Genomic DNA, 26,966 nt, shown 5'->3' with positions numbered 1-26,966 from the left:
CTTTTATCGCTGTCCAAGGAAATGAAGCTGAACCAGGTTAATAAATCCGTAGGAACGAAGCTGTTTTTAATTATATTTGCCAGCATCGTAGCCTGCGTTCTGGCAGTAGGTCTAATTGCATATTCGCAAACGAAAACGATTGTCGAGCGCAAAGTTTCCGGGGCTAGCTTTCAGACGGTCAGCCAGGTAACGACGAACTTGAACATTATTTTGGACAACTATGAAGAAATGACGATGCAAATTTTGATTAACAAAGACTTACATACGTTGATTGGTAAAATGCGTGATGGCGAGGACGATTATACCCGCTTTGAAGCAAGCCGAGAACTATCGAACAAAATGCAGGATTACGTGCTTGGAAATTCTAGCATTAAGGCACTCTACTTGCTGCCGTTGGATAACAAGCTGCCAGTCGTAACAGCAGGAAATGCATCTTCTGTTGCTTCCGATGCGATGAAGAAGGAAGAATGGTTCGGCAAGGTGCAGGAGTCGAACGGCAAGGCGCTATGGATTGAGACCCAGCCGAAAGGCTTTGGCGGTGCGAACGGAGCGCCGACGGTTGGCATCAGCCGTCTTTTGAAGGATAGCACGCTTAATGAAGTTTCCTATATGCTGCTGATTGAAATTAATTTGGCAAGCATCCAGGAAAGATTCAAAGAAGTATCCTTGGGACCTGGCAGTGAGCTTTCAATTGTAGATGGTCAAAATAATTATATTGCGGCTCCTAATAATGAACTCATTGGGCAGCCAGCTCCAGTAGCTCTTCCAACGGAAGGCGACGCTGCAATAGAAGGCTCCAAAAAATTGAACACTAACGCAGGCGAATCCATGCTGACGGTATATAAAACATTTGATTCCGTTGATTGGAAGCTGCTGGGCCTCATTCCGGTAGATACGCTGGTAGAGGATGCTAAAGTCATTCGCAATATGACGATTATTACTGCAATTGTAGCTGTATTCCTTGCGATTGCGATTGGCTTCCTCGTCATTAGAACGATTGCACAGCCGCTGACGAACTTGCGCAATTTGATGAATGAGGGACAACGGGGCAATTTGACGGTTCGTTCTGCTATTCGCAAACGTTCCGATGAAATCGGCGAGCTGAGTGACAGCTTCAACGATATGATGACGCAAATTACTAATTTGGCGAAGCAGGCTACGCAATCTGCGGATACTGTACTGCATACGGCAGGCGAGCTGACGGATGTATCACGGAAGACCGCGATCTCTTCACGGGAAATATCAGTCGCAACCGAAGAAATCGCAAATGGCGCTTCAAGCCTTGCTGTTGAGGCAGAGCGCGGCAGCGATTTGAGCGGCAATATTTCGACGCAGATGGAAACGGTGAAGCAGGCGAATGCGGAAATTGTGCGTGCAGCTGGTGAGGTAGAGAAGGCGAGTGAGCGCGGAGCGGCCTACATGGGCGAACTGAGCCATAAGACTGGACAGACCGAGCAAATGACCCGCTCTATGGTGGAGAAGGTAGACAGCCTTAAAGACAGCACAGGCTCTATCGTTAAAATTTTGGATGTATTGAACAATTTGACGAAGCAAACAAATATTTTGTCCTTGAATGCGGCAATTGAAGCGGCGCGGGCAGGCGCAGCGGGCAAAGGCTTTATGGTTGTAGCTGATGAAATCCGCAAGCTGGCTGATCAATCCCGACAATCAATTGATATCGTAGGACAAATTACGGAAAAAATCCAAGGGGAAATTGACAATACGGTTAGCGTATTATCGGATGCCTATCCTTTATTCCAGGAGCAAATCGTTTCTGTGAAGCAGGCGACGGATATTTTCGTAGGTGTGCAGGAGCAGATGGTGCAGTTTGTACACAAGCTGGATTCCGTAACGGACTCCATCGGGGAGCTGGACAAATCGCAGGAGGTATTGTCCGAGGCGATGACGAATGTCAGCGCAGTAGCACAGCAGTCTTCGGCTACATCGGAAGAGGTAGCTTCCCTCAGCAGCGAGCAGCTTAGCATTAGCGATGGTCTCGTCAGCTTGTCGGAAGAGCTGGGCAGCGTATCGCGCGAGCTGAAAGATTCGCTCGCAAAATTCAAAATCGAATAGCAAGCTGTATGTAAAGCCGTTTGAACGGGGTGCTTTCCCGTTCAAACGGCTTTTTTTGAAAAATTAAGGTGAAAAATGCGTAACGGAATGAAAAGGTTGTGCTGGAGAAGCGTCAGCTTTCGCTTTTGCCCCGGCATTTCTACATATTGAGGCTTATTCGAAGTAATGCAAGGGTAATGGCGATCGGAAGCCAAGCTTTTCATGCAGTGTAGCCCGTTTTTTCACCCTAATACACATACTTGCGCTGGGCCCAATAACTGAAAAGGAATATAGAGGCCTCGGTCAGCAGTTTGGCGATGACAAGGGGAATTATCAGTGTTTCATTATAAAAATATAGCAAGCCATAATTTAAGAGCAGCACAAGAATAACCAGCGAAAAATATTTAGGCAGCGACTGATGAAGCTTGGATACTTTGCCGCCCGTGAACACGTACTTTCGATTCATTGTATAGTTGAAGATGGAGCTGCATAATCTTGCTGCAACGACGGACAAGAATAGATTGTGGCTAATACTTTGAATAAGAAATAATAGCGTGAAGTCTAGCAGCGCCGACAGCAGGGATGACGTGCTGAACATTATAATCGGCAAATAAATGCGGAAAGAGTCGATCAGCGGACGAAAATGGGAGGATTTATTATGATCCAAATATACGGTATCAATAAATTCCTCGGTAATTTTATATCCATCCCGATGGGCGGTCAGCAGCATGTTCATTTCATATTCAAACCGTTCGCCGGGAATCTGGCATAGCCAGTCCAGCATTGCAAGTGAAAAGCCGCGCAAGCCGGTTTGCGTATCATAAATTTTAGTCCCCGTAGTGAGGGAGAAGACTGACCGAGTAACCGAGTTGCCAAAGCGGCTGCGCAGCGGAATGGTCCCGCTGAACCGGCGGCTGCCCAGCACAATGCCTGGCGTTGTCTGGCTGAGCAGCTTTTCGAAAATCCGCTTAATGTCATGGGGCAGATGCTGCCCGTCACTATCCGCACAGACGACATGGCCCGGCAGACCGGATTGTTGGATATAGCCGAACCCTGTTTTCAAGGCGCGTCCTTTCCCGAGGTTGACCTCATGGGTTATAACGGTACAGCCGGACGCTTCAGCCGCTTCGAAAATTTCACGGTAGCTGGCTCCGCTCCCGTCATCGACAATGACGATGGGCTCAAGCTGGAACGCATGCAGCTGCTGGATCAAATCAAGCAGCCGATGATCTGGCTCGTAGGACGGAATTAAAATGGTCATGATGATTACTCCTCTCCAATGTAAAGGATGTCGCTGACGCCACGCTCCTGGTTTTTGCCAAGCGGATTATTGACAACTCTGCCCATAAAATACATCGTCGATGAACCGCCGCCATCTAAGTTGTACGCTTCTGTAGCTCCAAGACCCGCCATGACGTCAGCAAGCTCGGTCAGTGTCATTCCGCGGCTATATCCTTCCTTCCGCCCGTCTACTACGACAAACACATAATGGTTCGGGGCAATCATGCCGATCGCAGTTCTTGGATTCGCATTTTGAATGGAGCGGTTGCCAAAATTGGTATCGATTTTAACATTGCTGAAATCACTAGTGATTTTGCCATCTTGAATCAGAATCGGCCCGAATGACAACGTATTGGTGACACCTTCTGCAAGCAGGTCAGAGGAAGAAGTTTCTGTTTCGTCATAAGTTTGGATCGTTCCGTCATTCAGCAGGGCCAGCGCATCCCGCACCGGTTCATCGCGATATACGGTGCCGTTGCGAATAATAACTCCGTCGTCACGGAAGCCATAATAATCGCCGTTGATTGCAAAAATAGCATGATTGCTGGAAGCGATGACCGATGTATCCTCCACAATATTCGTTCCAAAGCTGTTATCGGCGAATGCGGAGCGCAGGCTGCTGGCATCTTTAACGGTGACATCTGCGACATAATACGTAATCAGGTCTGAGCCAGAGCCGGTCTGCACTTGGTTGATTTTGATTTGGATATCGTCACTGGTGTAATTCCAGTCATCTGAAGTGGCTTGGACATCAGTAGTTGCGGCCGTTTCGTTTGAGCTGGTGGATGCTGCGGTATTGTCTGTTACGACGACTTCGACGTGCTTGATCAAATAACGGTCTGCGAGACCATATGTCAATGAGCCAACGCCTAAGAGCGTTACGATCGCTGCAATCAGCCATATCCGTTTTTTCTTTTTGGTTGCCTTCCTTTGCGTCTTCATAATAGAAGCATCACCTCTTCTTGTAAGTTCTTGATGGCTATCATACTTGGGCTACCTTAAATGAAACTGAACTATTTTTTTGGCAGCTGGAGCAGGTGCAGAAGGGCTTAAGGAAAGGGCGACGCTGTTTATGCGTTGGCATTAAGGCCATACTGAAGGGAAAAGGGGGCTGCGGAAATGGTCAAGCGACGTGCAGCAATTGTAGCAGTACTTTTAACGGTTATAATGGCAGGTTATTTGATCCGGCTGGCGACACTGCAATTGGTGCCAAGCTTGGCGCAGCCTGCTGTACAGACAATTGGCAAGCATACCGACTGGAAGCATAAGGCAGCAATACAGCGGCAGCGAAATTTGGTGCTCGATTCAGGACGCGGCGATTTTATTGATCGTTATGGAAGCGCCATTACAGGGGAAAGCTATTCTGCATTGGCGCTGTTTCCAGTGGAGAGCGAGGCCCGGGGAGATGCGGCAGAGCTGCGCAAGCTGGCGAAGCTATTGCATGTGTCCTACGATCAATTAGCGGAAAAATGGGATACGCTGAAGGGTGCTGATTTTTGGCGGGAGGAAGGACAGAAAGTGCCTTTGAGCTTGTCCGCGAGCCAGCTGGCTGGACTTTCGCAGCTCCATATTAATGGAGTCAAGGTGCTGCCTTATCACAATCGGTATTTGCCGCAGTTTAATGCCAGACAAGCTATAGGCTTTATAAGCCAGCACCCGGAATGGCTGGAGCAGGCTTATAGGGCGGATCTGGCATCAGGCAAGCGCAAGCTGACAGATGAAATCGGCGGGGCTGGACTTGAAAAATCGCTGGATACGCTGCTCAGAGGCAACGGACCCACATCGGTATCTTTTTTTCTCGATGGAAAGCGCCATCCGCTGCAGGGGCTGGGTCTAAGGGTTTTTCAGCCGGATAGCGAATATTATCCGCTGAAGGTAAAGACGACGCTGGATTTAAAACTCCAGCAGCAGCTTGAGCTTTATGCGGATGCAAATGGCTTGAAAGCAGGAGCGATCGTCGTGCTGGATGCGCAAAATGCAGATATCGTCAGCATGGTATCCCGGCCGCAGATGAACCCTCAGCAGTTGGACCGCAATGAGGCAACCGATTGGTCGAATCATGCGCTCCAAGCGGTTGCTCCGGGTTCGATTTTCAAGCTCGTAACGGAAGCGGCGGCGCTTGAGGCTGGTGTTGTCGACGAAAAAGAAGTGTTCACATGCAGCGGGAAGTATGGAAAATATGGTTTAACGTGCTGGAAGCAAGACGGCCACGGAAGCTTGACGCTTGAGGAAGGATTAGCCCAGTCCTGCAACATTGTGTTTGCAACGCTTGCTGAGCGGCTGAGCGGCTATGAGCTGTATCAGACCGCAGCGGCGCTTGGCGTTGGTGCACCGGCTGGCTGGCATGCGGAATCACCATTTGGCCCGTTTGCCGGGCGTTTGCGGCTGCTTGGCGAGGAGGAGGGCGGACAGTTGTTTGCTGCGAGCATCTGGCAGCAATTGCAGGACAAGCCTACCCTTGACGTAGACGGGGGCATTATGGCTCAAAGCGGTATCGGCCAACGGGATGTCAGAATGACGCCGCTGCAGGCGGCGAATTTGGTCGTGACGATTTTACATGGCGGACAGCGGATGGAGCCGCGAATCGTGAGTGAAATCCGTTATGCGAACGGGCAGCTAATGGTGGAGCTGAAGCCCCTGCAAGCTCGGCAGGCCGGGACCCCTATACATGCGAGAACCGCAGGCATGCTGCTGGAAGGGATGAAGGCGGTCACTGAGCGTGGAACGGGCCGCTCTATTCGCGATGGTCTATGGCCAGTTGCCGGGAAGTCCGGTACGGCACAGACGCTGCTCAGCGGGAAGGAGCGCGTCCACCAGTGGTTTATCGGCTACGGACCGACAAATACGCCGCGATACGCCGTCGCTGTGCTTGCTGAGAACCGAAGTCCTGGTACAAGCAATCAGGCGACGAAACTGTTTCGCGGCGTCATGGATATTATAGCGAAGCGGTAAAGCGAATTTAAACGCTTGGAGGAACTGGCGAACTGCCTGGGCCTCCAGCATCTGGAGGCGGCACCTGGTTGTCGAATTCGCCTTGCGGCGCTCTGATCCAGCGATGGAAGAAGCCTTGGTCATATAAGGTTTTGAGCAAAATAATGAGCACGGGCGATAAGATGACACCAGCAATGCCGAACAGCTTGAGCGAAATAATCATAAACGCCAGCATCGTAAATGCAGATACGCCGAGCGTATCACCCGTAATTTTTGGCTCCAACAGCTGTCTCGCCAGTACGACGACGAGATACAATACGGACAGCCATACCGCAAGCGAGGTATGCCCCACGATAAACAAATAAATAACCCAAGGAATGAAGATTGTACCTACGCCAAGCAGCGGCAGCACATCAAAAATAGCGGAGATGACGGCGACTACAAGGGCATTTTTGACACCGAGCAGCAGGAGGGAGATGAAGATGACGAAAAACGTAATCGTAATCATCTTGGTTTGCGCCTTCAAATAGCCGGTAATGCCCTTTAATACATTTTCACGCAAAAAGAAAAAGGCTTTTTTAAACGTTTTTGGCGTTTTATCCGCCGCTGTTTTTTTCCAGTCATTAATTTCAATACTAAGGAAATAAGCTAATATAATACCGACCAGAAAGTTGAACATAAAGCTGGAGAACGAGGAGACGTAGCCGACGGTTCCGGCAAATAAAACTTTGACCAAATTCGGCACATATTCGGCAGCACCCTGGATGTATTCCGTAATTTGCGTGACGAGCTCAGGCGGGAGGGCCTGAATTTTATTTTGCACCTTTGAAGTGCCAAGATCCAGCTGCTCCTTGAGAATGGCCTGATATTCGGGCAGCTTGTCCAGAAACTCGGAGCCCTGCTTCGAAATAATGTAACCGAGCCCCGAGAAGGCGGATACAATAAGAATGGAAAACAATAAAATCGATATGCCTGAAGCGATGGATTTCTTAATGCCGATCTTGTTCAGCCTGCGTGCCAGCGGCTCAATGCACATAAAAATAACAAAGGAGAAAATGATAGGTGTAGCCAATCGATAAAAATGACTAAAGGTAAGCATAATTAAATAAACCGTTAGTGCGATTAGTGCAATGTCGAATGCGGTTCGCCAATATTTTTTATAAAACGGTAGCATAACTGAAAACCTCTCTTTTCCAATTTCGTATATCTCGCTTTGATTGTACTATAATTTTAATTTTGCTGCCTATTTTTTGATGCCTTATGATACAATTAAAGTTATCGTTGTTGGATTATCGCCGATTCCATGCAGCAAAAATTTTAATAACGGTGGGGAAACATATATGGAGAACTTGGTTGTCTGGACTCTTTATTTTTTCTCGTTCTACGCTTTCCTCCCTGCTTTTATCAGTCGTACTTTCGGATTTCGGGTTTTTAAGAAAGGCCTGGTAAAGAAGGAAATTGCCCTTACCTTTGACGATGGCCCGGATGCTGTCTATACGCCAAAGCTGCTTGAGTTGCTGGCTCGCTATGATGCGAAAGCGACTTTTTTCATCGTTGGCGCACATGGCGAAGCGCACCCGGAGCTGTTACGCAAAATACATGAGGAGGGTCATACGCTTGGCATCCACAATTATGTTCATCGAACAAATTGGTTTATGCGGCCAAGGTCCGTCAAGCGTCAGATCGAGCGTACATGCGAAATAATACGAGAGGCAACGGGGAGCCGTTCCAATTATTATCGGCCTCCTTGGGGCATTATCAATGTGTTTGATTTTGCTGGGATTGGACATTTGCAAATTGTATTATGGTCATCGATGTTCGGCGATTGGAACAAGAGGCTGGGCGCGGAGCGGCTTAAGCGAAAAATGCTCAAGAAGCTCCGCCCTGGCGAAGTGCTGCTGCTCCATGATTGCGGGCAAACGCCCGGTGCCCATCATGAGGCTCCTGCTAATATGCTGGTCGCTCTTGAAGCTTATTTGCAGGAAGGCCGCAAGCAAGGTTATCGTTTTGTTGCCATTGAAGAAATGATTAAGCTGACAGAGCGGGCAAAGGAGCGCCAGCAGTCTTGGTGGAAAAAATCACTTATAACGCTGTGGCTGCAATATGAGCGAGTATTCCATCTCCTGTTTCAACTTAAGCAGGTAGGGGAAGATTCACCACCGGCGTTCCATTATCGAACGATTGCTTACAGCGGCCAACCGATTGAGCTTGCAGATGGCCAGCGTTTAAACAAGGGAGACCGCGTTGTGGAGCTGCATTTCGATAACCGCAAGCTGTCTGGCATTGCCGCAGAAGCGGCAACGCCGCTTGCCGCTGGAATTCGGATGCTGCGAGAAGTCGAAGCTGCATTGCCAATGCTTGCCAGCCAATTAGCGCGTGATCCAGCGGCAGGCGAGGCGAAGGCATTATATGGCATTACGATGATTCATCAGGGCGCTGATCGGTTTGGTTTTGAAGTGTTCCCTTTGCCTAACGGTTTATTTGCTCGCACGACCCGAATTTATTTGCGGCTGCTCATGCGCGTGTTGACGAAGAAACAACGAAATAAGAAAAGCAAACAGCGCAGAAAAGCGCTTGATCCTTGTTTGCTGCTCATGCCAATGAGCAAAATGCAAGCTTATCAAAATATGCAAGCAGCACTGCTGCGCGTCAGCTCCGGGCAAGAGGCGAACTTGCATAAGACGCAAACTGCAGCAGTGGAATCTGTTTCTGTGGATGGCAGCACCTCTGTCATATAATTGGGCTCCGGCGTCTGTTTACAGGCAGCCGGAGTTTTCAAATAGAGAAAAAGGTGCGTTTGGTGGACTGCGTTGGTAGGTATAGTAACGACCACTTAATTATAGAGGAGGCTATCCCAGCATGGGGGAACCGACATCTGATGAATATTTGATTCAACAGATCGCACGGCAAGATGCATCCGCGCTTGAGCAATTGTACGATCGTTATGAACGTCCCGTCTATTCATTCGTTTATCGCATGTTGAAGGACGCTATGGCGTCGGAGGAAGTGGTGCAAGAGCTGTTTGTGCGGATATGGAATGCGGCTTCACGGGTTGAAACCGAGGAGGCATCCGGAAAGATCAGCACCTGGATATTTGCAATCGCGCGCAATCTTGCAATCGATTGGATTAGAAAGCAAGGAAGACGCCCACAGCAGGTTCAGGAAGAGATGATTTTGGAGCGAACCGTCGATCCACTAACAACGGAGAAGGTTGTTGAGGATCGCATGCTAGGGGAGCAAATGAAAGAAGCCATTGGACAGCTGAATGATGACCAGAAACAGGTTGTTGAGTGGATCTATTATATGGGCTATACGCAGCAAGAGGTAGCGGACAAGCATCAAATTCCGCTTGGTACCGTTAAAAGCAGGGTCAGGCTGGCGCTGCGCCAGCTGCGCAAACGATTTGAACATACATGGAAGGAGGGAGTGCGGCAATGATTAAACCTATTGATTCACTTTGTGATGACGTGGAGATGTATGCAATTGGAGGCCTCGATGCAGAAGCAGCTCAGCAATTTGAACATCATTTGTCGCATTGCGAGCAATGCAGGAGGACGTTGGAAGAGTTGCAGCCTATTATCACTCGTCTGCCCCTTGCAGTTGATTCGGTAGAACCCCCAGCCGGTATGAGACAGCGTATTCTGGCTGCTGTACTGCAATCTGAGCCAGCGACAGACCCTATCCCTTCACAGGCAACGGCAGAAGTCACGGAGAATGAAGCGTCGCTAGGTCAAACGCAGCAGCATACAGCGGAATTACAGGCTCAATTGCGAAAACGTTGGATTGTTCGTGTTATGGCTGGTGTCGCGGCTTCGTTTGTTATTCTATCGGGCTTTTTATTGCAGCAGGTTAACCACCTAAGAAATGAGGCGGCTGATTTATCGAGCCAACTGGAGCAGCTGCAGCAGCAGATTGCGGCGGCGGAAAGTCCAGCTGCTGCTTCACAGGTGAACGGTGTCGTTTCGCTTAAGCCGGCGGAAGCAGGCATTGTAGCCGAGGGGCGGGCAACGATTAGCGTCGATAGCAAAGGGATGCATTTAATCGTTCAGGTCGAGCAGTTGCCTAAGCTTCAAGGCAATGAAGCGTTCCAGGTTTGGCTGCTTAAGGATGGCAAGCCGGTTAATGCGGGGACGTTTCTGCCGAATGAAGGGGTAGGGGCGCTTTATTTTACCTTTAATCCGGATGAATATGATCAAATTGCTATTACGCAGGAGCCGGATGCGAACGGGGTGGAGCCTAGAGGCTCGATGGTGCTTGCAGGAGTTTTGAGCCAAAGCGAGACGTCTAGCTCCTAATTGCAGACAGGCCAGCTAGAGTAGCTCTTTTTTTAGCGGCAAATCGGCGTGACGATACAAGAAAAAGCATGCTTGCTCGCAGTTAATGCGGATAAGCGTGCTTTTTCGTTATTTCTTTTATATAGGGGCAAAAAGAAAAGCAGCGCCGAAGCGCTGCTAGCTTTAAACTACATTTTCATTACGCCGCCACGGCTGGCGTTTGTAACGAGGTGGGAATAACGCGCGAGATAACCGCGTTTGATTTTTGGTTCGAAGCCCGGCCATGCAGCACGGCGTTTCTCGAACTCCTCGTCGCTGATCAATACGTTCATGCCACGGTTGTTCATATCCAGCTCAACGATATCGCCGTCTTGTACGAAAGCAATTGGCCCGCCTTCAGCCGCTTCCGGTGAAACGTGGCCGATACTGATGCCGCGGGATGCGCCGGAGAAGCGGCCATCGGTTACGAGACCGACTTTAGCGCCAAGGCCCATACCAGCGATTTGCGAAGTAGGAGCGAGCATTTCTGGCATGCCAGGGCCGCCTTTAGGTCCTTCATAACGAATGATGACAACATGTCCTTCTTTAACTTTGCCGTTAGCGATGCCAGCAAGAGCTTCATCTTGGGAATCAAAGCAAATAGCAGGACCTTTATGATAGCCGTTAACCGATTTGTCGATCGCGCCGACTTTGATGATTGCGCCGCCCGGAGCAAGGTTGCCGAACAGTACAGCAAGTCCGCCACGCTCGCTATGCGGATTATCAATGGTCCGAATAACGTCGGTATTTTGAATTTCACAGCCCTCTACGTTTTCACGCAGCGTCTTGCCCGTTACAGTGATGCAATCGCCATGCAGAGTGCCTTCTTTTTTGAACATTTCATTCAGTACAGCACTAACGCCGCCAGCAAGATGCACATCTTCGATGTGGTAATCGGAAGCCGGAGCGATTTTAGCCAAATGCGGCACGCGCTCTGCAATTTCATTGATGCGCTCGATTGGGTAGTCAATGCCCGCTTCATGTGCAAGTGCCAGCGTATGAAGAACGGTATTTGTGGAACCGCCCATTGCCATATCAAGGGCAAAAGCATTATCGATCGTATCTTTCGTTACGATGTCGCGAGGCTTGATGCCAAGCTCAATCAGCTTCATCAGTTGAGTAGCCGATTGCTTAACGAATTCCCTGCGCTCAGGTGCTACGGCAAGAATCGTGCCGTTGCCTGGAAGCGCGAGGCCAAGGCCTTCAGCAAGACAGTTCATCGAGTTGGCGGTGAACATGCCTGAGCATGAGCCGCAAGTCGGACAGCCGAATTGTTCAAGCTCCAGCAAGCCCTTATCATCGATGATGCCTGCTTGGTAAGCGCCAACGCCTTCAAAAACGCTGGAGAGCGAGATCGAGCGGCCGTCGGATGTTTTACCTGCTTTCATCGGTCCGCCGCTGACGAACAGCGTCGGGATGTTGACGCGAAGCGCGCCCATCATCATGCCCGGTGTAATTTTGTCGCAGTTTGGAATGCAGACCATGCCGTCGAACCAGTGCGCATTTACAACGGTTTCTACGGAGTCGGCAATAATTTCGCGGCTCGCCAGCGAGTAGCGCATGCCAATGTGTCCCATAGCGATACCGTCATCAACGCCAATGGTGTTGAATTCAAAAGGAACGCCGCCAGCATCGCGAATTGCTTGTTTAACCAGCTTGCCGAATTCCTGCAAATGAACATGGCCAGGTACAATATCAATATAGGAATTACAAACAGCAATAAAGGGCTTGTCGAAATCTTCCTCCGCTACTCCCGCTGCACGCAGCAAACTGCGGTGGGGTGCACGGTCAAATCCTTTTTTTATCATGTCTGAACGCATCTTCTTAGGTGCCATTAAAATTCCCTCCTGTATGAAAAGTCGATACCTTTGAGTTTAACACAGAGGACAAGCATTGGCTAGTAAGGTTGATGGACTTATATGCGATAAATGGCTTCTGGCTTGGCTATCAAGGAAAAACAAGCTATAGTAGTAGGAAAAGTATAATTATCGTGGTTTTCATATGGCTAGAAAAAAAATTTTCATTAGGCCGTGAAGAAATCCAGTATCGTGAGGGATTTAGATGAAACAGGAAAATTCGGAAAAAAGAATAAAAAAAATGCGCGAGATGGATGAGGCTTTTCGCCAGCTCAGACGGCTAATCCATGCGGAGTGGAATCGTTTTAATGTGAAAGGGCTGGGCATGACGGATGCAAAGATGGTATTGCTTTTGTCCGAGCATGGGCCGCAGAAAGCATCAGTTATGGCGGAATTGCTGCAAATTACGAGCGGTGCGGTCACGGGTATCGCCGATCGTTTAATTAATTTTGGATATATTGACCGTGAGCGCAGTGAAGAGGACCGCCGCATTGTGCTGCTCACCATAACGGATGAAGGGCGGCAATTGGTTGATGGCATTATGCGCGTCCGCGAAGATCTCATGCTCAGGCTGTATGAAGGGTTTTCGCTGGAGGATATGGACATTACGGTGAGCATGTTCACGAGAATGAGTGAAAATTTGGAGCGCAAGCGCGAGGACAGCAGCGACGCTTAAAACCCGCCGAAAGGCCGGGCTGTCGCCTTCTTGCAGATGATTTTCAACAGCGTTCACATCAAAAAAAAGGGATTCGCTTCGTTTTCACGAAGGAATCCCTTATCCCTTTTTACCACCAGATGGTTTGGCCTTATGCTTATAGACCTTCGCCATTCAAGTAGTTATGGAATGGCTTGTCTACCCAGAACGTATAGGATTTAATGTTGACCGCTGGATCGAGCTTATGGAAGCCCTCTACGATATTTTTCGACTGATCATTCAGCGAGAAGGACTGGGCATAATAATAGCCGGTTCCCGTAATTTTATTGTTCGTAATGACCTCGTATTCATCAAGCTTGGTTGAGGAATAGTAAAGAGGCTGGAACCATGAGCCATAAATCAGGCCCGGCTGATCGGCTTTGTCTTTTTTCGCATATTGCAAAATAATAGGCTGGAAGCGGGCTTTATCCGCTGCATTGTTGAATTCAAAGGCGATATCGAATTCCTTCGCATACGTAATATAATTGCCATTCTCGATTTGAACCACTTTATAGTTTTCAGTGTCCTTTGTTGGCGGCTCGCCCCATTCCTTCATGAAGACGTAGGCGGATGTTTTTGGCTCAAGCTGAACTTTGGCGTCAATGCCTTCGCTGCGCAGCAGTCCGATAAGCTGGATGACATGCAACAGGTTGCTGTGTCCATAAGTAAGGGATAGCGATGGCGTGAAGTTGGCATCAAAACGCGCATCCTTCAAGTTGTAGCCCGTTACCAAATTATTTTTGAGCGCCGTATCTACAATCGTTTGCAGCTCCGGTGCCTGGATAATATTGGAAGTTTTGAAAGCATCATTCAATTGGGCGTAAATCGTGCTATCGCTGATGCTGCCGATGTAGTGCTTGTATTCCCCTTTAAAGGAAAGAATTTGCACGATTAGCGTTTCGGCAAGCTGCGGCGTCAGCCCTTTGCCTTTGATTGCATTGTACTGGGAGGCTGGCAGCAAGCCCGTATCAACAGCTGCGGCAAGCTCCTGCGATGCTGCTGTTCCTAGCGAGGAAGCCGGAATGTTCAGCTTCTTCAGACCAGCTGTTATTTTCGCTTGCGGGTATGTATGGGCAAGCTCCTGCAATCCCGCTGCTTTAACCGCGATATACAAAGCGGAAGCTGCTGTCAATTTTTGCTCAGCGTTTACGGTTGTTGAAGTAAGAATGCCTTGTTTATGTAGGGCAGCTGCTGCAGCATAATAAGGGCTGGTCTCAGCCAAATCGGTGAAGGCAGGAAGCTCTTCCGGCTGCTCCAGCTTAAGCGCATCAGCTACCGCTTTAATGAACTGTCCTTTTGTAATCGTGCTGGTGGTGAACGTTATGCCGAACTTTTCTTTAAGGAACAGCTTGGCTTCTGATGAAGCAGCAGTTGTTGCTGTGCTTGTTGCTGTTGTTGTAGCGGCAGCTGCATAAATAGGAACAGCCGATGATAAAGCAATAGATAGGGCCAGAGAAGCGGACAATAAGGATCTGGTTAGTGCAGGATATTTTGTGCTCATAAATTCCCTCCGGTATTGGATAATCTTTTCCATATCATATTAAATGACTCGGAATAGTACGATTATACTAGCATTGTTACAATTTTGTGTCAACATCGTATTTTTATAACTAACGTTCATGAAAATCATGTAGAATAAACAAGAGTTTTGTCGAAAATTCGCTATTGACAAAATCCGATAAGCTTACTAGGATAAAGAGAAAAATACTCGTTATTTTAAGGGAGAGAAACGTACACAGATGAAGAAGACACTGGCGTTAACATTTTCATTATTGATGGTTGTCGTATTACTAGCGGCTTGCGGCTCGAATGGAACAAACAACAGCAGCACCGGCACAAATACGGGCACGGCTACAAATGCTGGAACAGCAACAGCTTCTCCTGAAAATGCAAAGCAAAAGCGCGTAGCGCTCGTGCTTCCTGAGCAAATCGGCGTTAACCCGTTTTTCGCATCGATGGATGAAGGCTTCAAAAGAGCCGGTGAAGAGTTTAATGTAGAAGTAAAAACAATTGAGTCGACAGACCCTGCAGCATTCGAGCAAAACCTGCGCGCAGCGGTAGCAGACAATTACGATCTGATCATCACAGCAACTTTCCAAGCGGAAGACGCCCTTAATAAAGTAGCTCCAGAAAATCCGGACAAGCCGTTTGCGATTATCGATACAGTCGTGGATCAGCCGAACGTACGCAGCGTCGTGTTCCGTGAGCAGGAAGCTGCTTACCTGCTAGGCGCAGCTGCTGGCCTCTCCACTAAAACGAATGTAGTTGGTGCAGTAGTAGCAATGGACACGCCGCTGCTTAAGAAATACACATATGGTTTTGAACAAGGACTTAAAAGCACAAATCCAGATGCAAAGTTTTTGATTAACTATGTAGGTAACTTCAATGACTCGGCAAAAGGCAAAGAGCTTGCGCTGCTGCAGTATTCGCAAGGTGCGGATTTCGTAGCGGGCATGTCGGCGGTTGGCGATCTTGGCGTATTTGAAGCAGCGAAGGAAAAAGGCCTGTACGCTTCCGGTCAAGATATCGACCGTACGGAGCTTGATCCTGAGCATATCGTCCTTTCCCAATTGAAAGGCACAGATGCAGTAGCCTACGAAACGGTTAAAGCATTCGCAAATGACCAATTCGACTTTACAGCAACTGACTATGGCTTGAAGGAGAAAGGTGTAGGCCTTACATTCGTTACACAAGACAGCAAATCGGCACTTAGCCCTTTTGTTGGCGAAGATACGGTAACAAAAGTGAAAGCCATTGCCGATGATATTATATCAGGCAAAATCGTCGTGGAGCTTCCAGCGGCGAAATAAGAAGATGCACCGGCTGCCAGCGGGCAGCCGGTTTGCTTGTTTTTGAAATATAGGAAAGTATATGATTTCGCCATACTTTCTCTATATTTCTCGGACTGAAACGCCGCGCACCGTCAAAGGACGGCGCGCGGCCGTTTCACCTTGGTTTATTGTGAGAGGAGAGCTGCCCGCATGCTGCTGCAAATGAATAAGATTACAAAATCCTACGGAGCGCTAAAAGCCAATAGCGAAGTGGATTTTTCGCTGCGTAAAGGGGAAATTCATGCGCTAGTCGGAGAAAATGGCGCTGGAAAAACGACATTGATGCGCATTTTGTACGGCATGGAGACGCCGACTTCTGGCAGCATCGTTGTAGATGGCAAGCAGGTGGCGTTTCATAGTCCATCGGATGCCATTAGCAGTAAAATTGGAATGGTGCATCAGCATTTTATGCTCTTTCCGACGTTCACTATTTCTGAAAATATCGTCATTGGCCGCGAGCCTGCCAAGACAGCACGCTTTGACCGCAAGCAAGCAGCACTGATAACAGAGCAATTGGGCGCTTCTTATGGCATGCCGGTTGATCCGTGGAAAAAGGTAGAGGATTGCTCGCTAGGCTTGCAGCAGCGTGTAGAAATATTGAAGGTGCTGCATCAGGGAGCAGAAATCATTATTTTGGATGAGCCGACGGCAGTGCTGACTCCTCTTGAAGTCAAGGAACTGCTGGTTGCGATTAAGCGGCTGGCTGCACAAGGCAAAAGCTTCATTCTGATCAGCCATAAGCTGCAGGAAATTATGGATGCAGCTGACCGCATTACGGTGCTGCGCGACGGCAAGCTTAGCGGTACGGTCAATGCAGCGGATACGAGCATTGAAGAGCTGTCGCGGATGATGGTTGGCCGCGAGCTGCTGGATTTGCAGAAGGAAGCCCCGGCTAGTGGCGAGAAGGTGCTGGAAGCGGTGCAGCTAACGATAAAAGGCGAGCATGGGAAGCCGAAGCTTGATCAAGTGAGCCTCAGTGTTCACGCCGGAGAAATTGTGGGCATCGCCGGTATTTCTGGCAATGGGCAATCGGAGCTGCTGCAGGCGATTTCGGGACTTGCCCCTGTCGATTCTGGCCAAACTCTGCTGCGGGGCAAAGATGTTACGGGCGAGTCTGTACGCAGTATTCGTGAGCAAGGGCTTGCTCATATACCAGAGGACCGCTATCAATGGGGCGTGGCTAAGGATGCGACGGTGCTGGAAAATGGCCTTATGGGCCACGCCAGCCGCTATCAGCGTGGAGGCGTATTGCGCGGCGCGGCGATTCGCCAGCTCGTAAGCGGCTGGGTCGAGCGTTTTGGCATCAAGACAGGCTCCATTCATACGAAGGCGCAGTATTTATCGGGAGGCAATTTGCAGAAGCTGATTGTGGCTCGCGAGCTTGCCCAGGAAACGCCATTTCTAATTGCGGCGGAGCCTACCCGTGGCGTCGATATCGGCGCGATGGAAATTATTCATGGCGAGCTGTTGAAGCGGCGGGCTAATGGCGGAGCGATTTTGCTCGTGTCATCTGAGCTGACGGAAATACTAAAGCTGTCCGACCGCGTGCTCGTTATGAATGAAGGCCGAATCGTCGGCGAGCTGCCGGGCTTAACGGCTACGGAAGAAGAAATTAGTCTGTTAATGGCGGGAGGATAAACGGGTGGACAAGCTTAAAGGAATACTGGGGGCGTTAATGCAGCCGCTTCTCGCCATCATTGTCGGTCTCGGAGCGGGCGCCATCGCCATTGCGATTGTTGGCGGTTCTATAACCGAGACATATGCCGAGATGTGGAAGGGCGCTTTCGGCAGTTTTTATTTTTTCACCAATACATTAAGCCGCGCTACGCCTATTATGTTGATAGGGCTTGGAGTGGCGCTCGCCTTCCGCGCTGGCTTTTTCAATATGGGCTCCGAGGGACAAATGGTACTCGGCGCGCTAAGCGCCGCAGTGACCGCGATTTATTTGCCGGGGCCAGCTTGGCTTAAGCTTGTCGCAGCGCTGCTGGCCGGCGTCATTGCCGGCGGGCTATGGTCTGCTTTTGCCGGATGGCTGGATGCCCGGTTTCGCATGAACTTATTGATTACGACCTTATTGCTCAATTATATAGCGTCGTTATTTGCCGGCTATGTCGTTTCCTACCCATTGATGGACAGATCCGGCTCCGCAGCAATGGCGCAGACGGTTATGGTGGATAAGAGCGTGTGGCTGCCAAAGCTGTTTCAAGGGATGAGCCTGCATGCAGGGTTTTTGTTTGCGCTCATTGGGGCTATAGCGCTAGCCTGGTTTATGCGTTATATGGTTAAAGGCTATGAAATTCGCATGATGGGCGGAAATCCGTTATTCGCAAGCTATGGCGGCGTTAATCGCGGAAGGCTGATGCTGTACAGCATGTTCGTCAGCGGCGGTTTTGCTGGTCTTGCTGGAGCCGGAGAGGTGCTGGGCACGCAATACCGTTATTTGGATGGCGCACTTACCTCTCCCGGGTACGCCTGGTCAGGCATTATGGCGACGCTGCTAGCCGGATCGAATCCGCTAGGCACGGCGCTCGCTGCTATATTGCTGGCTGCGCTGCAAACTGGCGGCATGGGCGTCGAGCGCAATACCGATGTGCCGCTGGAAGTATCAAGTATTATTCAGGCCGTACTCATTTTGTTTATTTCCGCAAAGTTTACTTATTCATTCTTTAAGAAAAAGAAGAAGGCGGGGGCTTAAGGTGGATCAGCTGTTTGATGTTTCCCTGTTCGCTTCGACACTCCGCATGATTACGCCGATTTTGCTTGCAGCGCTCGGCGGTGCGTTATGCGCGCGGGTCGGCCTGTTTAACGTCGGTTTGGAAGGGCTCATTCTTATTGGCGCCTTCTCGGCGATTGTCGGCAACCATTTGACGGGCAGCGTGTGGCTTGCAGTATTGTTCGCTATCGTCTGCGTGCTCGTGTTCTCCTTATTGCTTGCCTATATGGCCATTCATTTGAAGGCAAACGTCATTGTCGTCGGGATTTCGCTTAACTTTCTCGCGCTGGGGCTGACGACGTTTTCCTTGCGGGCGATCTTTGATGTCAAAGGCGCTTATTACGATAAAAGCATGGTCGGCCTGCCCAAGTGGGATATTCCGCTGATCAAGGATATTCCTTGGGTCGGGGATGTCGTATCCGGCCATTCGCCGCTCGTCTATTTATCGATCGTTCTCGTCGCTTGTTTGCAGTATTATTTATTTAAAACCGTATCCGGCTTCCGCTTGCTTGCCGCGGGACAAAATCCGGTTGCCGCAAGAAGCCTCGGCATCAAGGTTACGCATATCCAATATGGAGCGGTGCTGATGTGCGGCGTTTTATGCGGGCTTGCCGGAGCGCAGCTGTCGCTTGGTCAAGTTACGATGTTTACCGAAGGCATGACGGCTGGCCGCGGCTTTATCGCGTTAGTTGCGACGATGCTTGGCCAGTCTAATCCGCTTGGCGTTGCGGGAGCGAGCTTGTTGTTTGGTTTTATGGATGCGCTCAGCACCCGGCTGCAGGGCTATGCGCTGCCGGTCCATTTTACGATGATGCTGCCATATGTGGTAACGATAATAGCAATGTTTTTCTTCAAGGATAAAAGCTATTTGGCGGAGGCGCGCAAGGCAAACGAAAGCTCGCGCTAGGTTCCTTGCTGCAAGCCGCATAATTGAAGGAGGTTAAAGTGAGCATGATCAGTAAAGCTGAACGTTTGAAAAAAGCGCCGGTTCGGCATATTGAAGTGGCCGCGGAAATCGCCCACCGGGTTCCGCCTGGACAAGCGCTGACGGACCGTTTTCCCATTTTGCATGAGAATGAAGTGCCTGAGTATAATATGGCAGAATGGACGCTGACAATTAGCGGTGCCGTAGAGCAGGAAACGGTGTTTTCCTATGAGCAGCTGATGGCGATGCCGCAAACGACGCAAGTAAACGATATTCATTGCGTGACTCGCTGGTCGAAGCTGGATACGCAGTGGATAGGCGTCAAATTCAAGGATTTGCTGCCGCTGCTTCACGTGAAGCCGGAGGCCAAATATGTGATGATTTATGCCGATCAGGATTATGAAACGAACTTGCCGCTTGAAGATTTATTGCGGGAGGATGTGCTGCTCGCCCATAGCTATGATGGCGAGCAGCTGACACCGAAGCATGGCTGGCCGCTGCGCCTCTTGGTGCCGCATTTGTATTTCTGGAAAAGCGCGAAATGGATTCGCGGCTTTGAATTTATGACGGAAGACCGCCCAGGCTTCTGGGAGCGCAACGGCTTCCACAATTACGCTGATCCGTTCGAGGAGCAGCGTTTCTCGGGAGAAGATATAGACTTGCCTGAAGATGAATGGCATAAAAAGGAGTGGGATTAGCTTGCTGCTGCCGATTTTACAAGTGAATACTGAAGATTTGCCCGCTATTGCTATCGTTTGCGGCGATCCGAAACGCGCGGAGACGATTGCAGGGCATTTGGAAGAAAAGCGCGAGCTGGCATTCAGCCGCGAATACCGCAGCTTCGTCGGAACCTACAAAGGAATGCGCCTTGCGGTAGTCAGCCATGGTGTAGGCTCGCCGGGAGCGGCGATATGCTTTGAGGAGCTGATCAAGGGCGGCGTTACGACGCTGATCCGCGTCGGTACAGCGGGCTCTTATTCGGCCGATTATCCGGCCGGCAGCCTAGTTGTCAGCACGGCTGCGGTTCGCGCAGACGGCTTGACGCGGCAGCTGGTGCCGGATGGGTTCCCAGCGGTTGCCGATCATGAAGTTAGCAGCGCCCTTTATGCGGCAGCTGTGGCGGAAGGCGGCATCGTGAAAAAAGGGATTACCGTCACGCTGGATGCTTTCTTTACAGGCGTGGTGGACATTCCGCATAAGCAGTATAAGCAGGCTGGCGCGCTTGCGGTCGAGATGGAAATTGCCGCACTCTACATTATTGCCACGCTGCGCGGCGCACGCGCCGGGGCGATTCTAGCTTTGGACGGCTATGCCGATGCAGATTTGGCCCAAGAATATGATCCGCATACGAACGTTGTAGCGGAAGCAATCGAACGGGAAATCGCTGCTGCATTGAACGCAGCTGTGAAACTGGCAAGCGCATAAATGAAGAGGGAGTGAAGGAGAAATGGAACAGAAGGTATTTGCCTTTTTGATGTTTTCGGGACAAGCTGACGAGGCGATGAAGCTATATGTTTCCGCGTTCGAGGATGCTGGCATTGTAAGCGCAAAGTATTATCCGCAAAGCGAGCCTGGCGCTAAGCCTAAGGTGCTGCACGCTATTTTCTCAATAAAAGGCCAGCAGGTGATGTGCATTGACAATCAGCTCAGCGATTCGCATCCCCATGCCTTTACTCCCGCGCTTTCCTTATTCGTAAATTGCGACAGCGAGGCGGAAATCAACGAGGTTTTCGCAAAGCTGGCGGAGGATGGCAAAGTATTAATGCCATTGTCGCCATCGCCGGTCAGCACGTTGTTCGGCTGGCTGGAGGATAAATATGGCGTATCGTGGCAATTGAACTTGCCTGCCCGCTAATAGGCATTCTTAATAGGCGTTCATACGAAAGACCGCGCTCCCTTATGAGGGAACGCGGTCTTTTTTGTGTGTATATCGGATTAACGTCGTGCTCCTGCTTGAGACAGCGGTTTATAGTCGGTAAGCGGCGCTAGCCATACGAGGCCCGTTCCTCTGTACACGTTAACGAGACCTTCGCCAGAAGCGGCGGAGCCCAAAAGCGATTTCCCGGATTTTTCTACAGTGAAGTCAAGGGAGCTTGACCACATTAAAGCAAAGTTGCCGTCTACTTTAAGCACATCATTTTGCAGCTCGACGACTACCGCTTCTTCTGAAGGGATGGGCGCTTCCACAGCGAGCACGCCTTTTCCTCTGACGCTTAAATTAAACAGCCCTTCGCCGCCAAGCGCAGCCGAGGAAAGGGTTTTGCGTGCGCTTACGCTTAATTCGAGTGTCGAGTGGCAAGCTAAAAATAGGCCGTCTTCGATGACAATATGGTCATTATCCACGTCAATAAGCCACAAATAGCGATAAGTCGGCTCCAGCATAATCGTGCCTGTCCCTTTGTATACCGGTTTAACGGCGGACGTGCCGGTTACAGCGCCAGCGACTAAATTGCGCATCAATCCGCCAACGCCTTTAATGCCGGAATTCATTTCAATGCTGCCAATCATATACTGCATGGCACCTGCGCTCATCATAATTTCATTGTTGCTCAGCTCAATCATCAGCTGTTTTTTGCGCATATTGCTTTGATTCATAAAATAGTTCGCTTGTGCTTCCAGCGCATTCGTGGAGCTGAGATCTTCTTTGTATTCCAAAATGCTGAATCCGCCCATTTGATCTTGAATGAAGACATTTTTGTTTTCTTTCACATTATTTAATTTAAAAGCCATTGACGTATCTTCCTCCTGCTGCATGCATTTTATAGGATGATGAAGGTGAAGCATTTCCAGTCCCTCATGATATTCGACAAAAAGCTCGATTATCCTTGTATGGGCCCAATGTCTTCCCTTGTTCAGCGGCCCGCAGCTGTGCTATAGTACGAGAGGTATGAAAATATAAAGTCTGGAGTGAACGCCGCATACGGCGCATCACGACAGGAGAGGTTCGCGAACTCCCTCTATAAAAAACTAAGGAAAATGGAATGGCAAGATGAATTCCGTTTTTTAAAATATAAGAAGGTATAAGTTTCACCTTTATACACTCTTATATTTCATCGCGAAACGGCAGCTTTACCGCCAGAGGATGGCTTTTGGCCGTTTCACCTTGTTTTATGGGCAAAAGGTTCGAAGGATCTCTCTGCATGCCCCGGCTCTAGCCGGCATTGAAGAGAGGAGAATGAAAGATGACAGCAACACAAGAAATGCAAGCCGCACAAGAAGTGAAGCAAAATCAAACAGCACCAGGCGGACAAGCGGCGAAAAAAGCCGTCGTCGTATTTAGCGGAGGGCAGGACAGCACGACCTGTTTATTTTGGGCTCTCAAGCGTTATGACGTTGTGGAGGCTGTGACGTTCAATTATGGGCAGCGCCACAAGCTGGAGCTGGACTCTGCTGCACAAATTGCAGAGGAGCTAGGCGTCAAGCATCATGTGCTGGATATGTCACTGCTTAATCAGTTGGCGCCAAATGCGCTGACGAGGGACGATATTGCCATTGAACAAACAGAAGGCGGCCTGCCGACGACATTCGTAGATGGCCGTAATTTGCTGTTTCTATCGTTCGCAGCGATACTTGCCAAGCAGATTGGCGCACATACGGTCGTAACCGGCGTATGTGAGACGGATTTCAGCGGCTATCCCGATTGCCGCGACATCTTTATTAAATCAACGAATGTGACGCTTAATCTCGCGATGGACTACCCGTTCGTCATTGAGACCCCTCTAATGTGGCTGAATAAAGCGCAAACGTGGCAGCTTGCCGATGAGCTGGGCGCCTTTGATTTCGTCAGAAACAAGACGCTAACCTGCTATAATGGCATCATTGCAGATGGCTGCGGCGAATGCCCGGCATGCAAGCTCAGATCGCAGGGCCTCCGGCAATATTTGTCTTCTCGCAAGGAGGAGATGGCCGAGTGATTCAGCAAATTTACCCTTCCGCAACACATCCCTACAGCTATGAGCTGAACAAAGATATGCATTTTGCCGCCGCGCACAGCATTCCGAGCGCCGATGCGGGCAAATGCGCCCAAATTCATGGGCATACGTATTTCGCCAATGTGACGATCGCTGGCGATGAGCTGGATGCTTCCGGTTTTCTTGTTAATTTTGCTCTCATTAAGCGGCTTATTCATGACCGCTTTGACCATACGTATTTAAATGATGACAACGAGCATTTCCATGCGCGGAGCGCGGAGCATTTTCCGACAACGGAAGTCGTTGCGCGCACCATCTATGAAATTACGCAAAGTCATTTGGATCAGCTGGCGAACAAGCCGCGCTGTGTTCAAGTGTTTTTGCGAGAAACCCCAACGAGCTACGTCATTTACCGCCCCAAAAAGACGGAGCAGCCGCTAGCGGCTGCACAAATTCAAGCTAAGGCTGCTGCTCCCGATGCTTAAGCAGGCCGAAGCGCGTATCCCGGTTATGGAAATTTTCGGGCCGACTGTGCAAGGGGAAGGCATGGTCATCGGGCAAAAAACGATGTTTGTCCGCACAGCCGGCTGTGACTACAGCTGCGCATGGTGCGATTCTGCCTTTACTTGGGACGGCACAGGCAAGGATGAGATCCGCATGCTCACCGCAGCGGAAGTGATGTCTGAGCTGCACGCCGTCGGCGGAGAAGCGTTCTCGCATGTGACGCTGTCCGGCGGCAATCCGGCGCTGCTTCGCCATGCGGGCGAGCTCGTGCAGGGGCTGCATGCCGCAGGCATCCAGGTTGCGCTGGAAACGCAGGGCAGCAAGTGGCAGGACTGGCTGCTCGACATTGACGAGCTGACGTTGTCGCCCAAGCCGCCCAGCTCCGGCATGGTCACCAACTGGGACATGCTGGACCAGATCGTAAGCCGGCTGTCGGAGGCGGCACGCAGCTTTAGCCTGAAGGTCGTCGTATTTGACGACGCTGATTTGGCGTATGCCGCAAGTGTCCACGCGCGGTATCCGGGAGTGCTTTTTTTCGTCCAAGCGGGCAATGATGATCTTGCCGAAGGCGACAATGGCAAGCTGCGCGACAAGCTCGTGGAACGGTATGAATGGCTGATTGAGCGCGTGATGGTGCGCAGCGACATGAATCAGGTGAGGGTGCTGCCGCAGCTGCACGCCTGGGTGTGGGGCAACAAACGCGGCGTTTAGCCAAGCGGAGTAACGCTTTATTTAAATATTAGGAAAGGATAGGTTCTTTCCATCCCTTTTCTATATTTCTACGCGAAACGGTAGCTTGGCCGCCAGAGGTTAGCGACAGACGTTACGCTTGTTCACTGTGCATAGATTGATGGGTTTAGAAATAGAAGGTTTGCAATGAAGGATAAGAGAAGGAGCGAACAACGATGAGTGGAAGAAAAGAAGAAGAGCTGCAGGGGATTAGCCTGCTTGGCAATCAGGGAACGAATTATACGTTCGAATATTCCCCTGACATTTTGGAGTCCTTTGACAACAAGCATCCGTACCGGGATTATTTTGTGAAGTTTAACTGCCCGGAGTTTACGAGCCTTTGCCCAATGACGGGTCAGCCGGATTTTGCCACGATATATATTTCCTATGTTCCCGATGTGTTAATGGTAGAAAGCAAGTCGCTCAAGCTGTACTTATTCAGCTTCCGCAATCACGGAGATTTCCACGAGGACTGTGTGAACATTATTATGAACGATCTGATCAAGCTGATGGACCCCCGCTATATTGAGGTCTGGGGCAAGTTCACGCCGCGCGGAGGCATTTCTATCGACCCTTATTGCAATTATGGAAAGCCGGGCACAAAATACGAGCAAATGGCGGAAAACCGCCTGATGAACCATGACTTATACCCGGAAAAAATAGATAACCGCTAGTAGGGATAGTTGTGTCGCAGGGCCTTAACACAAGCTAGGCCTGACCCATTCTCGTATATTATAGTAGACCATGATTGCGTTCCATGTGAAAAACATTTGTACGAATACAAGTATTCCGACGTAGATGCGAATCAAGATTCCTGCCACAAAAGCTGCCGCAGCCGTGGAAGTCGTAGTAGTCGCGGAAGCCGTGGCCACAGCTGCATTTCGAAAGCGAAAGCTTCTAAGCATGCATCCAAAAAGTAGAGCTAATAAAGTAGGCATTGTGCTCCTGCCTTTTTAACCGGTGCATGCAGCGAAGAGCGGGCCCTGTGTTACCAACTGGTAACGCAGGGCCCATTTTTTTTCAGATGCTCATTGAATGCACTCAATCGAATGCTTTAAACATTTGGAATAAGCCACTTGCGCAATGATATACATAATTTGGGTTTCGTTCACTTATAAATACATAGGGAAGGAGCACAAAAGGCCTCAAGCTTGTATTCATTTGAGATAGAAATCGGGAGGGGTTTCATGCAGCTGTTTTTTGAACGCTTAGCTGTTCGGAGAAAGATATTATTTTGCACCCTGGCTTTTATGCTGTTGTTTTCATTTCCAACAGGGGCGATGGCAGTAGAGGCTGGCACAACAAACGCGCCAATCACATTGCCGTCTGGCTTTGTACCATTATCTTCTATTGGAGATCAAAAGCTTTCATTGCAACCAGCTCAAGTAACGGATGTTGCGGTTGCTCCTTATATTTTTTCTCCAGATTTTAATCATGAAATGGACTATACCGACATTAGTTATACGATTAACGAGCCGCTTTCCTATTTTTCGCTTGATGCCTATGCTGTAGTGGGGAACGGCTTGACGTGGAAAGGGAAGATATTGGAGGAAGTGAACGGCATGTCTCCGGGCAGCTACAAACTTAGCGATTGGTATGGCATGGTAACAGCGAGCTCGTCCTACTTTCAGTTGGATCAAGGCTATTATGTAATCGTCCCGCGGGTAGGCTTGGGGCCGGACGATTATTTAATTGATCAGCTGGCGGAATGCATTATAGATATGAGCGAGCCCGTGCACGAATTGTATAGTCCGGAAATTATTGTTTCTGGTCAAATTGGTATGATTCGCGGGCGTGTTATTAGCGACTTGCTCGTTGACATACTGGGCGATTATTCAGGTATAAGCGTATCGGCTTATTCATGGCTTGATCATCAGATATATGAAGCAACTTTTACTGCAAATGGCGAGTTCACTATTGAAGTACCTATTCTCTATGGGGCAAATGGGTTCGAGATAAATATTGTAGATGCTGCAAGGAATGGAGGAGGAATGCCGAAGTATTTTGTGAGCTACGACACAACAGAGCCGGAGGACTGAGTGGCAATTAATAGCAGGATTAATTAAAAGGTGGTTCCGTTTTTATTACTGGAGCCATCTTTTTTATGGTGCGAGCTCTATTTTTTTGAAATTGCAAGGAGACGCTAATAAAGTATTATAATAGAATGAGAGTAACGGTGGAGGGGCTTATGGATGAAAATATATGGTTGTGATTTCAGCGGGGCCA

At 49.6% G+C, this 26,966-nt stretch carries 25 protein-coding genes and 1 riboswitch (1 of these 26 cut by a window edge); of the genes, 19 read left to right on the top strand and 6 right to left on the bottom strand.

Annotated features, from left to right (window positions below; all coding sequences use genetic code 11):
• Positions 1-21: 21 nt before the first annotated feature.
• Positions 22-2,073, top strand: a complete 2,052-nt coding sequence (locus BBD42_RS30535) for a methyl-accepting chemotaxis protein (protein ID WP_172455749.1) — start codon at positions 22-24, stop codon at positions 2,071-2,073.
• A gap of 226 nt (positions 2,074-2,299) precedes the next feature.
• Here BBD42_RS30535 and BBD42_RS30530 read toward each other — a convergent pair whose 3' ends face one another.
• Positions 2,300-3,313 (bottom strand): GtrA family protein, encoded by a 1,014-nt coding sequence (locus tag BBD42_RS30530; RefSeq protein WP_099521226.1) that lies wholly within the window; start codon positions 3,311-3,313, stop codon positions 2,300-2,302.
• Between the two features lie 5 nt (positions 3,314-3,318).
• Entirely contained in the window at positions 3,319-4,275 is a 957-nt protein-coding gene (locus tag BBD42_RS30525; RefSeq protein WP_099521225.1) for a phosphodiester glycosidase family protein, read from the bottom strand.
• Positions 4,276-4,452: 177 nt separating this feature from the next.
• On the opposite strand from BBD42_RS30525, the gene BBD42_RS30520 reads away from it, so the two are divergent.
• Complete coding sequence (locus BBD42_RS30520; protein WP_099521224.1) at positions 4,453-6,285, top strand: peptidoglycan D,D-transpeptidase FtsI family protein; 1,833 nt, start codon at positions 4,453-4,455, stop codon at positions 6,283-6,285.
• Positions 6,286-6,292: 7 nt separating this feature from the next.
• Here BBD42_RS30520 and ytvI read toward each other — a convergent pair whose 3' ends face one another.
• A complete protein-coding gene (ytvI, locus tag BBD42_RS30515; RefSeq protein WP_099521223.1) occupies positions 6,293-7,438 on the bottom strand; it encodes a sporulation integral membrane protein YtvI in 1,146 nt (381 codons plus the stop codon).
• Between the two features lie 166 nt (positions 7,439-7,604).
• Between ytvI and BBD42_RS30510 the strand changes: the two genes are divergently transcribed.
• From BBD42_RS30510 to BBD42_RS30500, 3 genes are all read left to right on the top strand, one after another.
• Positions 7,605-9,002, top strand: coding sequence for a polysaccharide deacetylase family protein (locus BBD42_RS30510; RefSeq protein ID WP_099521889.1), 1,398 nt, complete (start codon positions 7,605-7,607; stop codon positions 9,000-9,002).
• A 121-nt stretch (positions 9,003-9,123) separates the two neighbouring features.
• Positions 9,124-9,702 carry an RNA polymerase sigma factor gene (locus BBD42_RS30505; RefSeq protein ID WP_099521222.1) on the top strand — a complete coding sequence of 193 codons (579 nt, stop codon included), beginning with the start codon at positions 9,124-9,126 and terminating at the stop codon, positions 9,700-9,702.
• Positions 9,699-10,559 carry an anti-sigma factor gene (locus tag BBD42_RS30500; protein WP_172455677.1) on the top strand — a complete coding sequence of 287 codons (861 nt, stop codon included), beginning with the start codon at positions 9,699-9,701 and terminating at the stop codon, positions 10,557-10,559. Before BBD42_RS30505 ends, BBD42_RS30500 begins: the two co-directional genes overlap by 4 nt.
• Before the next feature lie 167 nt (positions 10,560-10,726).
• Here BBD42_RS30500 and ilvD read toward each other — a convergent pair whose 3' ends face one another.
• Positions 10,727-12,412, bottom strand: coding sequence for a dihydroxy-acid dehydratase (ilvD, locus tag BBD42_RS30495; protein WP_056040057.1), 1,686 nt, complete (start codon positions 12,410-12,412; stop codon positions 10,727-10,729).
• Positions 12,413-12,638: 226 nt separating this feature from the next.
• Here ilvD and BBD42_RS30490 point away from each other — a divergent pair, with 226 nt between their 5' ends.
• Entirely contained in the window at positions 12,639-13,109 is a 471-nt protein-coding gene (locus BBD42_RS30490; RefSeq protein ID WP_099521220.1) for a MarR family winged helix-turn-helix transcriptional regulator, read from the top strand.
• Positions 13,110-13,245: 136 nt separating this feature from the next.
• Here the strand turns inward: BBD42_RS30490 and BBD42_RS30485 are convergent, their stop codons facing one another.
• Positions 13,246-14,628 (bottom strand): hypothetical protein, encoded by a 1,383-nt coding sequence (locus BBD42_RS30485; RefSeq protein WP_099521219.1) that lies wholly within the window; start codon positions 14,626-14,628, stop codon positions 13,246-13,248.
• Between the two features lie 238 nt (positions 14,629-14,866).
• Here BBD42_RS30485 and BBD42_RS30480 point away from each other — a divergent pair, with 238 nt between their 5' ends.
• The 7 genes from BBD42_RS30480 (at position 14,867) to BBD42_RS30450 (ending at position 21,451) form a co-directional block, all read left to right on the top strand.
• Positions 14,867-15,937 (top strand): BMP family lipoprotein, encoded by a 1,071-nt coding sequence (locus tag BBD42_RS30480; protein ID WP_099521218.1) that lies wholly within the window; start codon positions 14,867-14,869, stop codon positions 15,935-15,937.
• 171 nt (positions 15,938-16,108) lie between these two features.
• Positions 16,109-17,596, top strand: a complete 1,488-nt coding sequence (locus BBD42_RS30475) for an ABC transporter ATP-binding protein (RefSeq protein ID WP_099521217.1) — start codon at positions 16,109-16,111, stop codon at positions 17,594-17,596.
• Positions 17,597-17,633: 37 nt separating this feature from the next.
• Complete coding sequence (locus tag BBD42_RS30470) at positions 17,634-18,653, top strand: ABC transporter permease (RefSeq protein WP_099521888.1); 1,020 nt, start codon at positions 17,634-17,636, stop codon at positions 18,651-18,653.
• A 1-nt stretch (position 18,654) separates the two neighbouring features.
• Positions 18,655-19,578, top strand: coding sequence for an ABC transporter permease (locus BBD42_RS30465; protein ID WP_099521216.1), 924 nt, complete (start codon positions 18,655-18,657; stop codon positions 19,576-19,578).
• A gap of 44 nt (positions 19,579-19,622) precedes the next feature.
• The gene (locus tag BBD42_RS30460; protein ID WP_099521215.1) at positions 19,623-20,294 is read left to right on the top strand and encodes a sulfite oxidase-like oxidoreductase; all 672 of its coding nucleotides are present in this window, start codon (positions 19,623-19,625) and stop codon (positions 20,292-20,294) included.
• Between the two features lies 1 nt (position 20,295).
• Positions 20,296-21,021 carry a nucleoside phosphorylase gene (locus BBD42_RS30455; RefSeq protein WP_099521214.1) on the top strand — a complete coding sequence of 242 codons (726 nt, stop codon included), beginning with the start codon at positions 20,296-20,298 and terminating at the stop codon, positions 21,019-21,021.
• A gap of 22 nt (positions 21,022-21,043) precedes the next feature.
• Positions 21,044-21,451, top strand: a complete 408-nt coding sequence (locus BBD42_RS30450; RefSeq protein ID WP_099521213.1) for a VOC family protein — start codon at positions 21,044-21,046, stop codon at positions 21,449-21,451.
• Positions 21,452-21,531: 80 nt separating this feature from the next.
• Here the strand turns inward: BBD42_RS30450 and BBD42_RS30445 are convergent, their stop codons facing one another.
• Complete coding sequence (locus tag BBD42_RS30445) at positions 21,532-22,326, bottom strand: AIM24 family protein (protein ID WP_099521212.1); 795 nt, start codon at positions 22,324-22,326, stop codon at positions 21,532-21,534.
• 203 nt (positions 22,327-22,529) lie between these two features.
• A riboswitch (PreQ1 riboswitch) is annotated at positions 22,530-22,573 on the top strand.
• A 223-nt stretch (positions 22,574-22,796) separates the two neighbouring features.
• Here BBD42_RS30445 and queC point away from each other — a divergent pair.
• The 6 genes from queC to BBD42_RS30415 form a co-directional block, all read left to right on the top strand.
• Positions 22,797-23,510 (top strand): 7-cyano-7-deazaguanine synthase QueC, encoded by a 714-nt coding sequence (queC, locus tag BBD42_RS30440; protein WP_099521887.1) that lies wholly within the window; start codon positions 22,797-22,799, stop codon positions 23,508-23,510.
• A complete protein-coding gene (locus BBD42_RS30435) occupies positions 23,507-23,992 on the top strand; it encodes a 6-pyruvoyl trahydropterin synthase family protein (protein WP_099521211.1) in 486 nt (161 codons plus the stop codon). Before queC ends, BBD42_RS30435 begins: the two co-directional genes overlap by 4 nt.
• Positions 23,985-24,722 (top strand): 7-carboxy-7-deazaguanine synthase QueE, encoded by a 738-nt coding sequence (gene queE / locus BBD42_RS30430; RefSeq protein ID WP_056040076.1) that lies wholly within the window; start codon positions 23,985-23,987, stop codon positions 24,720-24,722. The genes BBD42_RS30435 and queE overlap by 8 nt, the downstream gene beginning before the upstream one ends.
• Positions 24,723-24,916: 194 nt before the next feature.
• Positions 24,917-25,414, top strand: coding sequence for a preQ(1) synthase (queF, locus tag BBD42_RS30425; protein WP_099521210.1), 498 nt, complete (start codon positions 24,917-24,919; stop codon positions 25,412-25,414).
• A 513-nt stretch (positions 25,415-25,927) separates the two neighbouring features.
• Complete coding sequence (locus tag BBD42_RS30420; RefSeq protein WP_099521209.1) at positions 25,928-26,779, top strand: hypothetical protein; 852 nt, start codon at positions 25,928-25,930, stop codon at positions 26,777-26,779.
• A gap of 153 nt (positions 26,780-26,932) precedes the next feature.
• Positions 26,933-26,966, top strand: partial view of a hypothetical protein gene (locus tag BBD42_RS30415; RefSeq protein ID WP_099521208.1) — the 5' portion only. 779 nt of this gene lie beyond the right edge of the window; 34 of the gene's 813 nt are visible here — the first part of the coding sequence; the start codon lies at positions 26,933-26,935; its stop codon lies beyond the right edge, outside the window.

This window comes from Paenibacillus sp. BIHB 4019 (assembly GCF_002741035.1).
In the GTDB taxonomy this organism is placed as follows: Bacteria; Bacillota; Bacilli; order Paenibacillales; family Paenibacillaceae; genus Pristimantibacillus.
The sequence above is the reverse complement of the archived record's forward strand: the minus strand, read 5'-3'. Positions and strand labels throughout refer to the sequence as shown.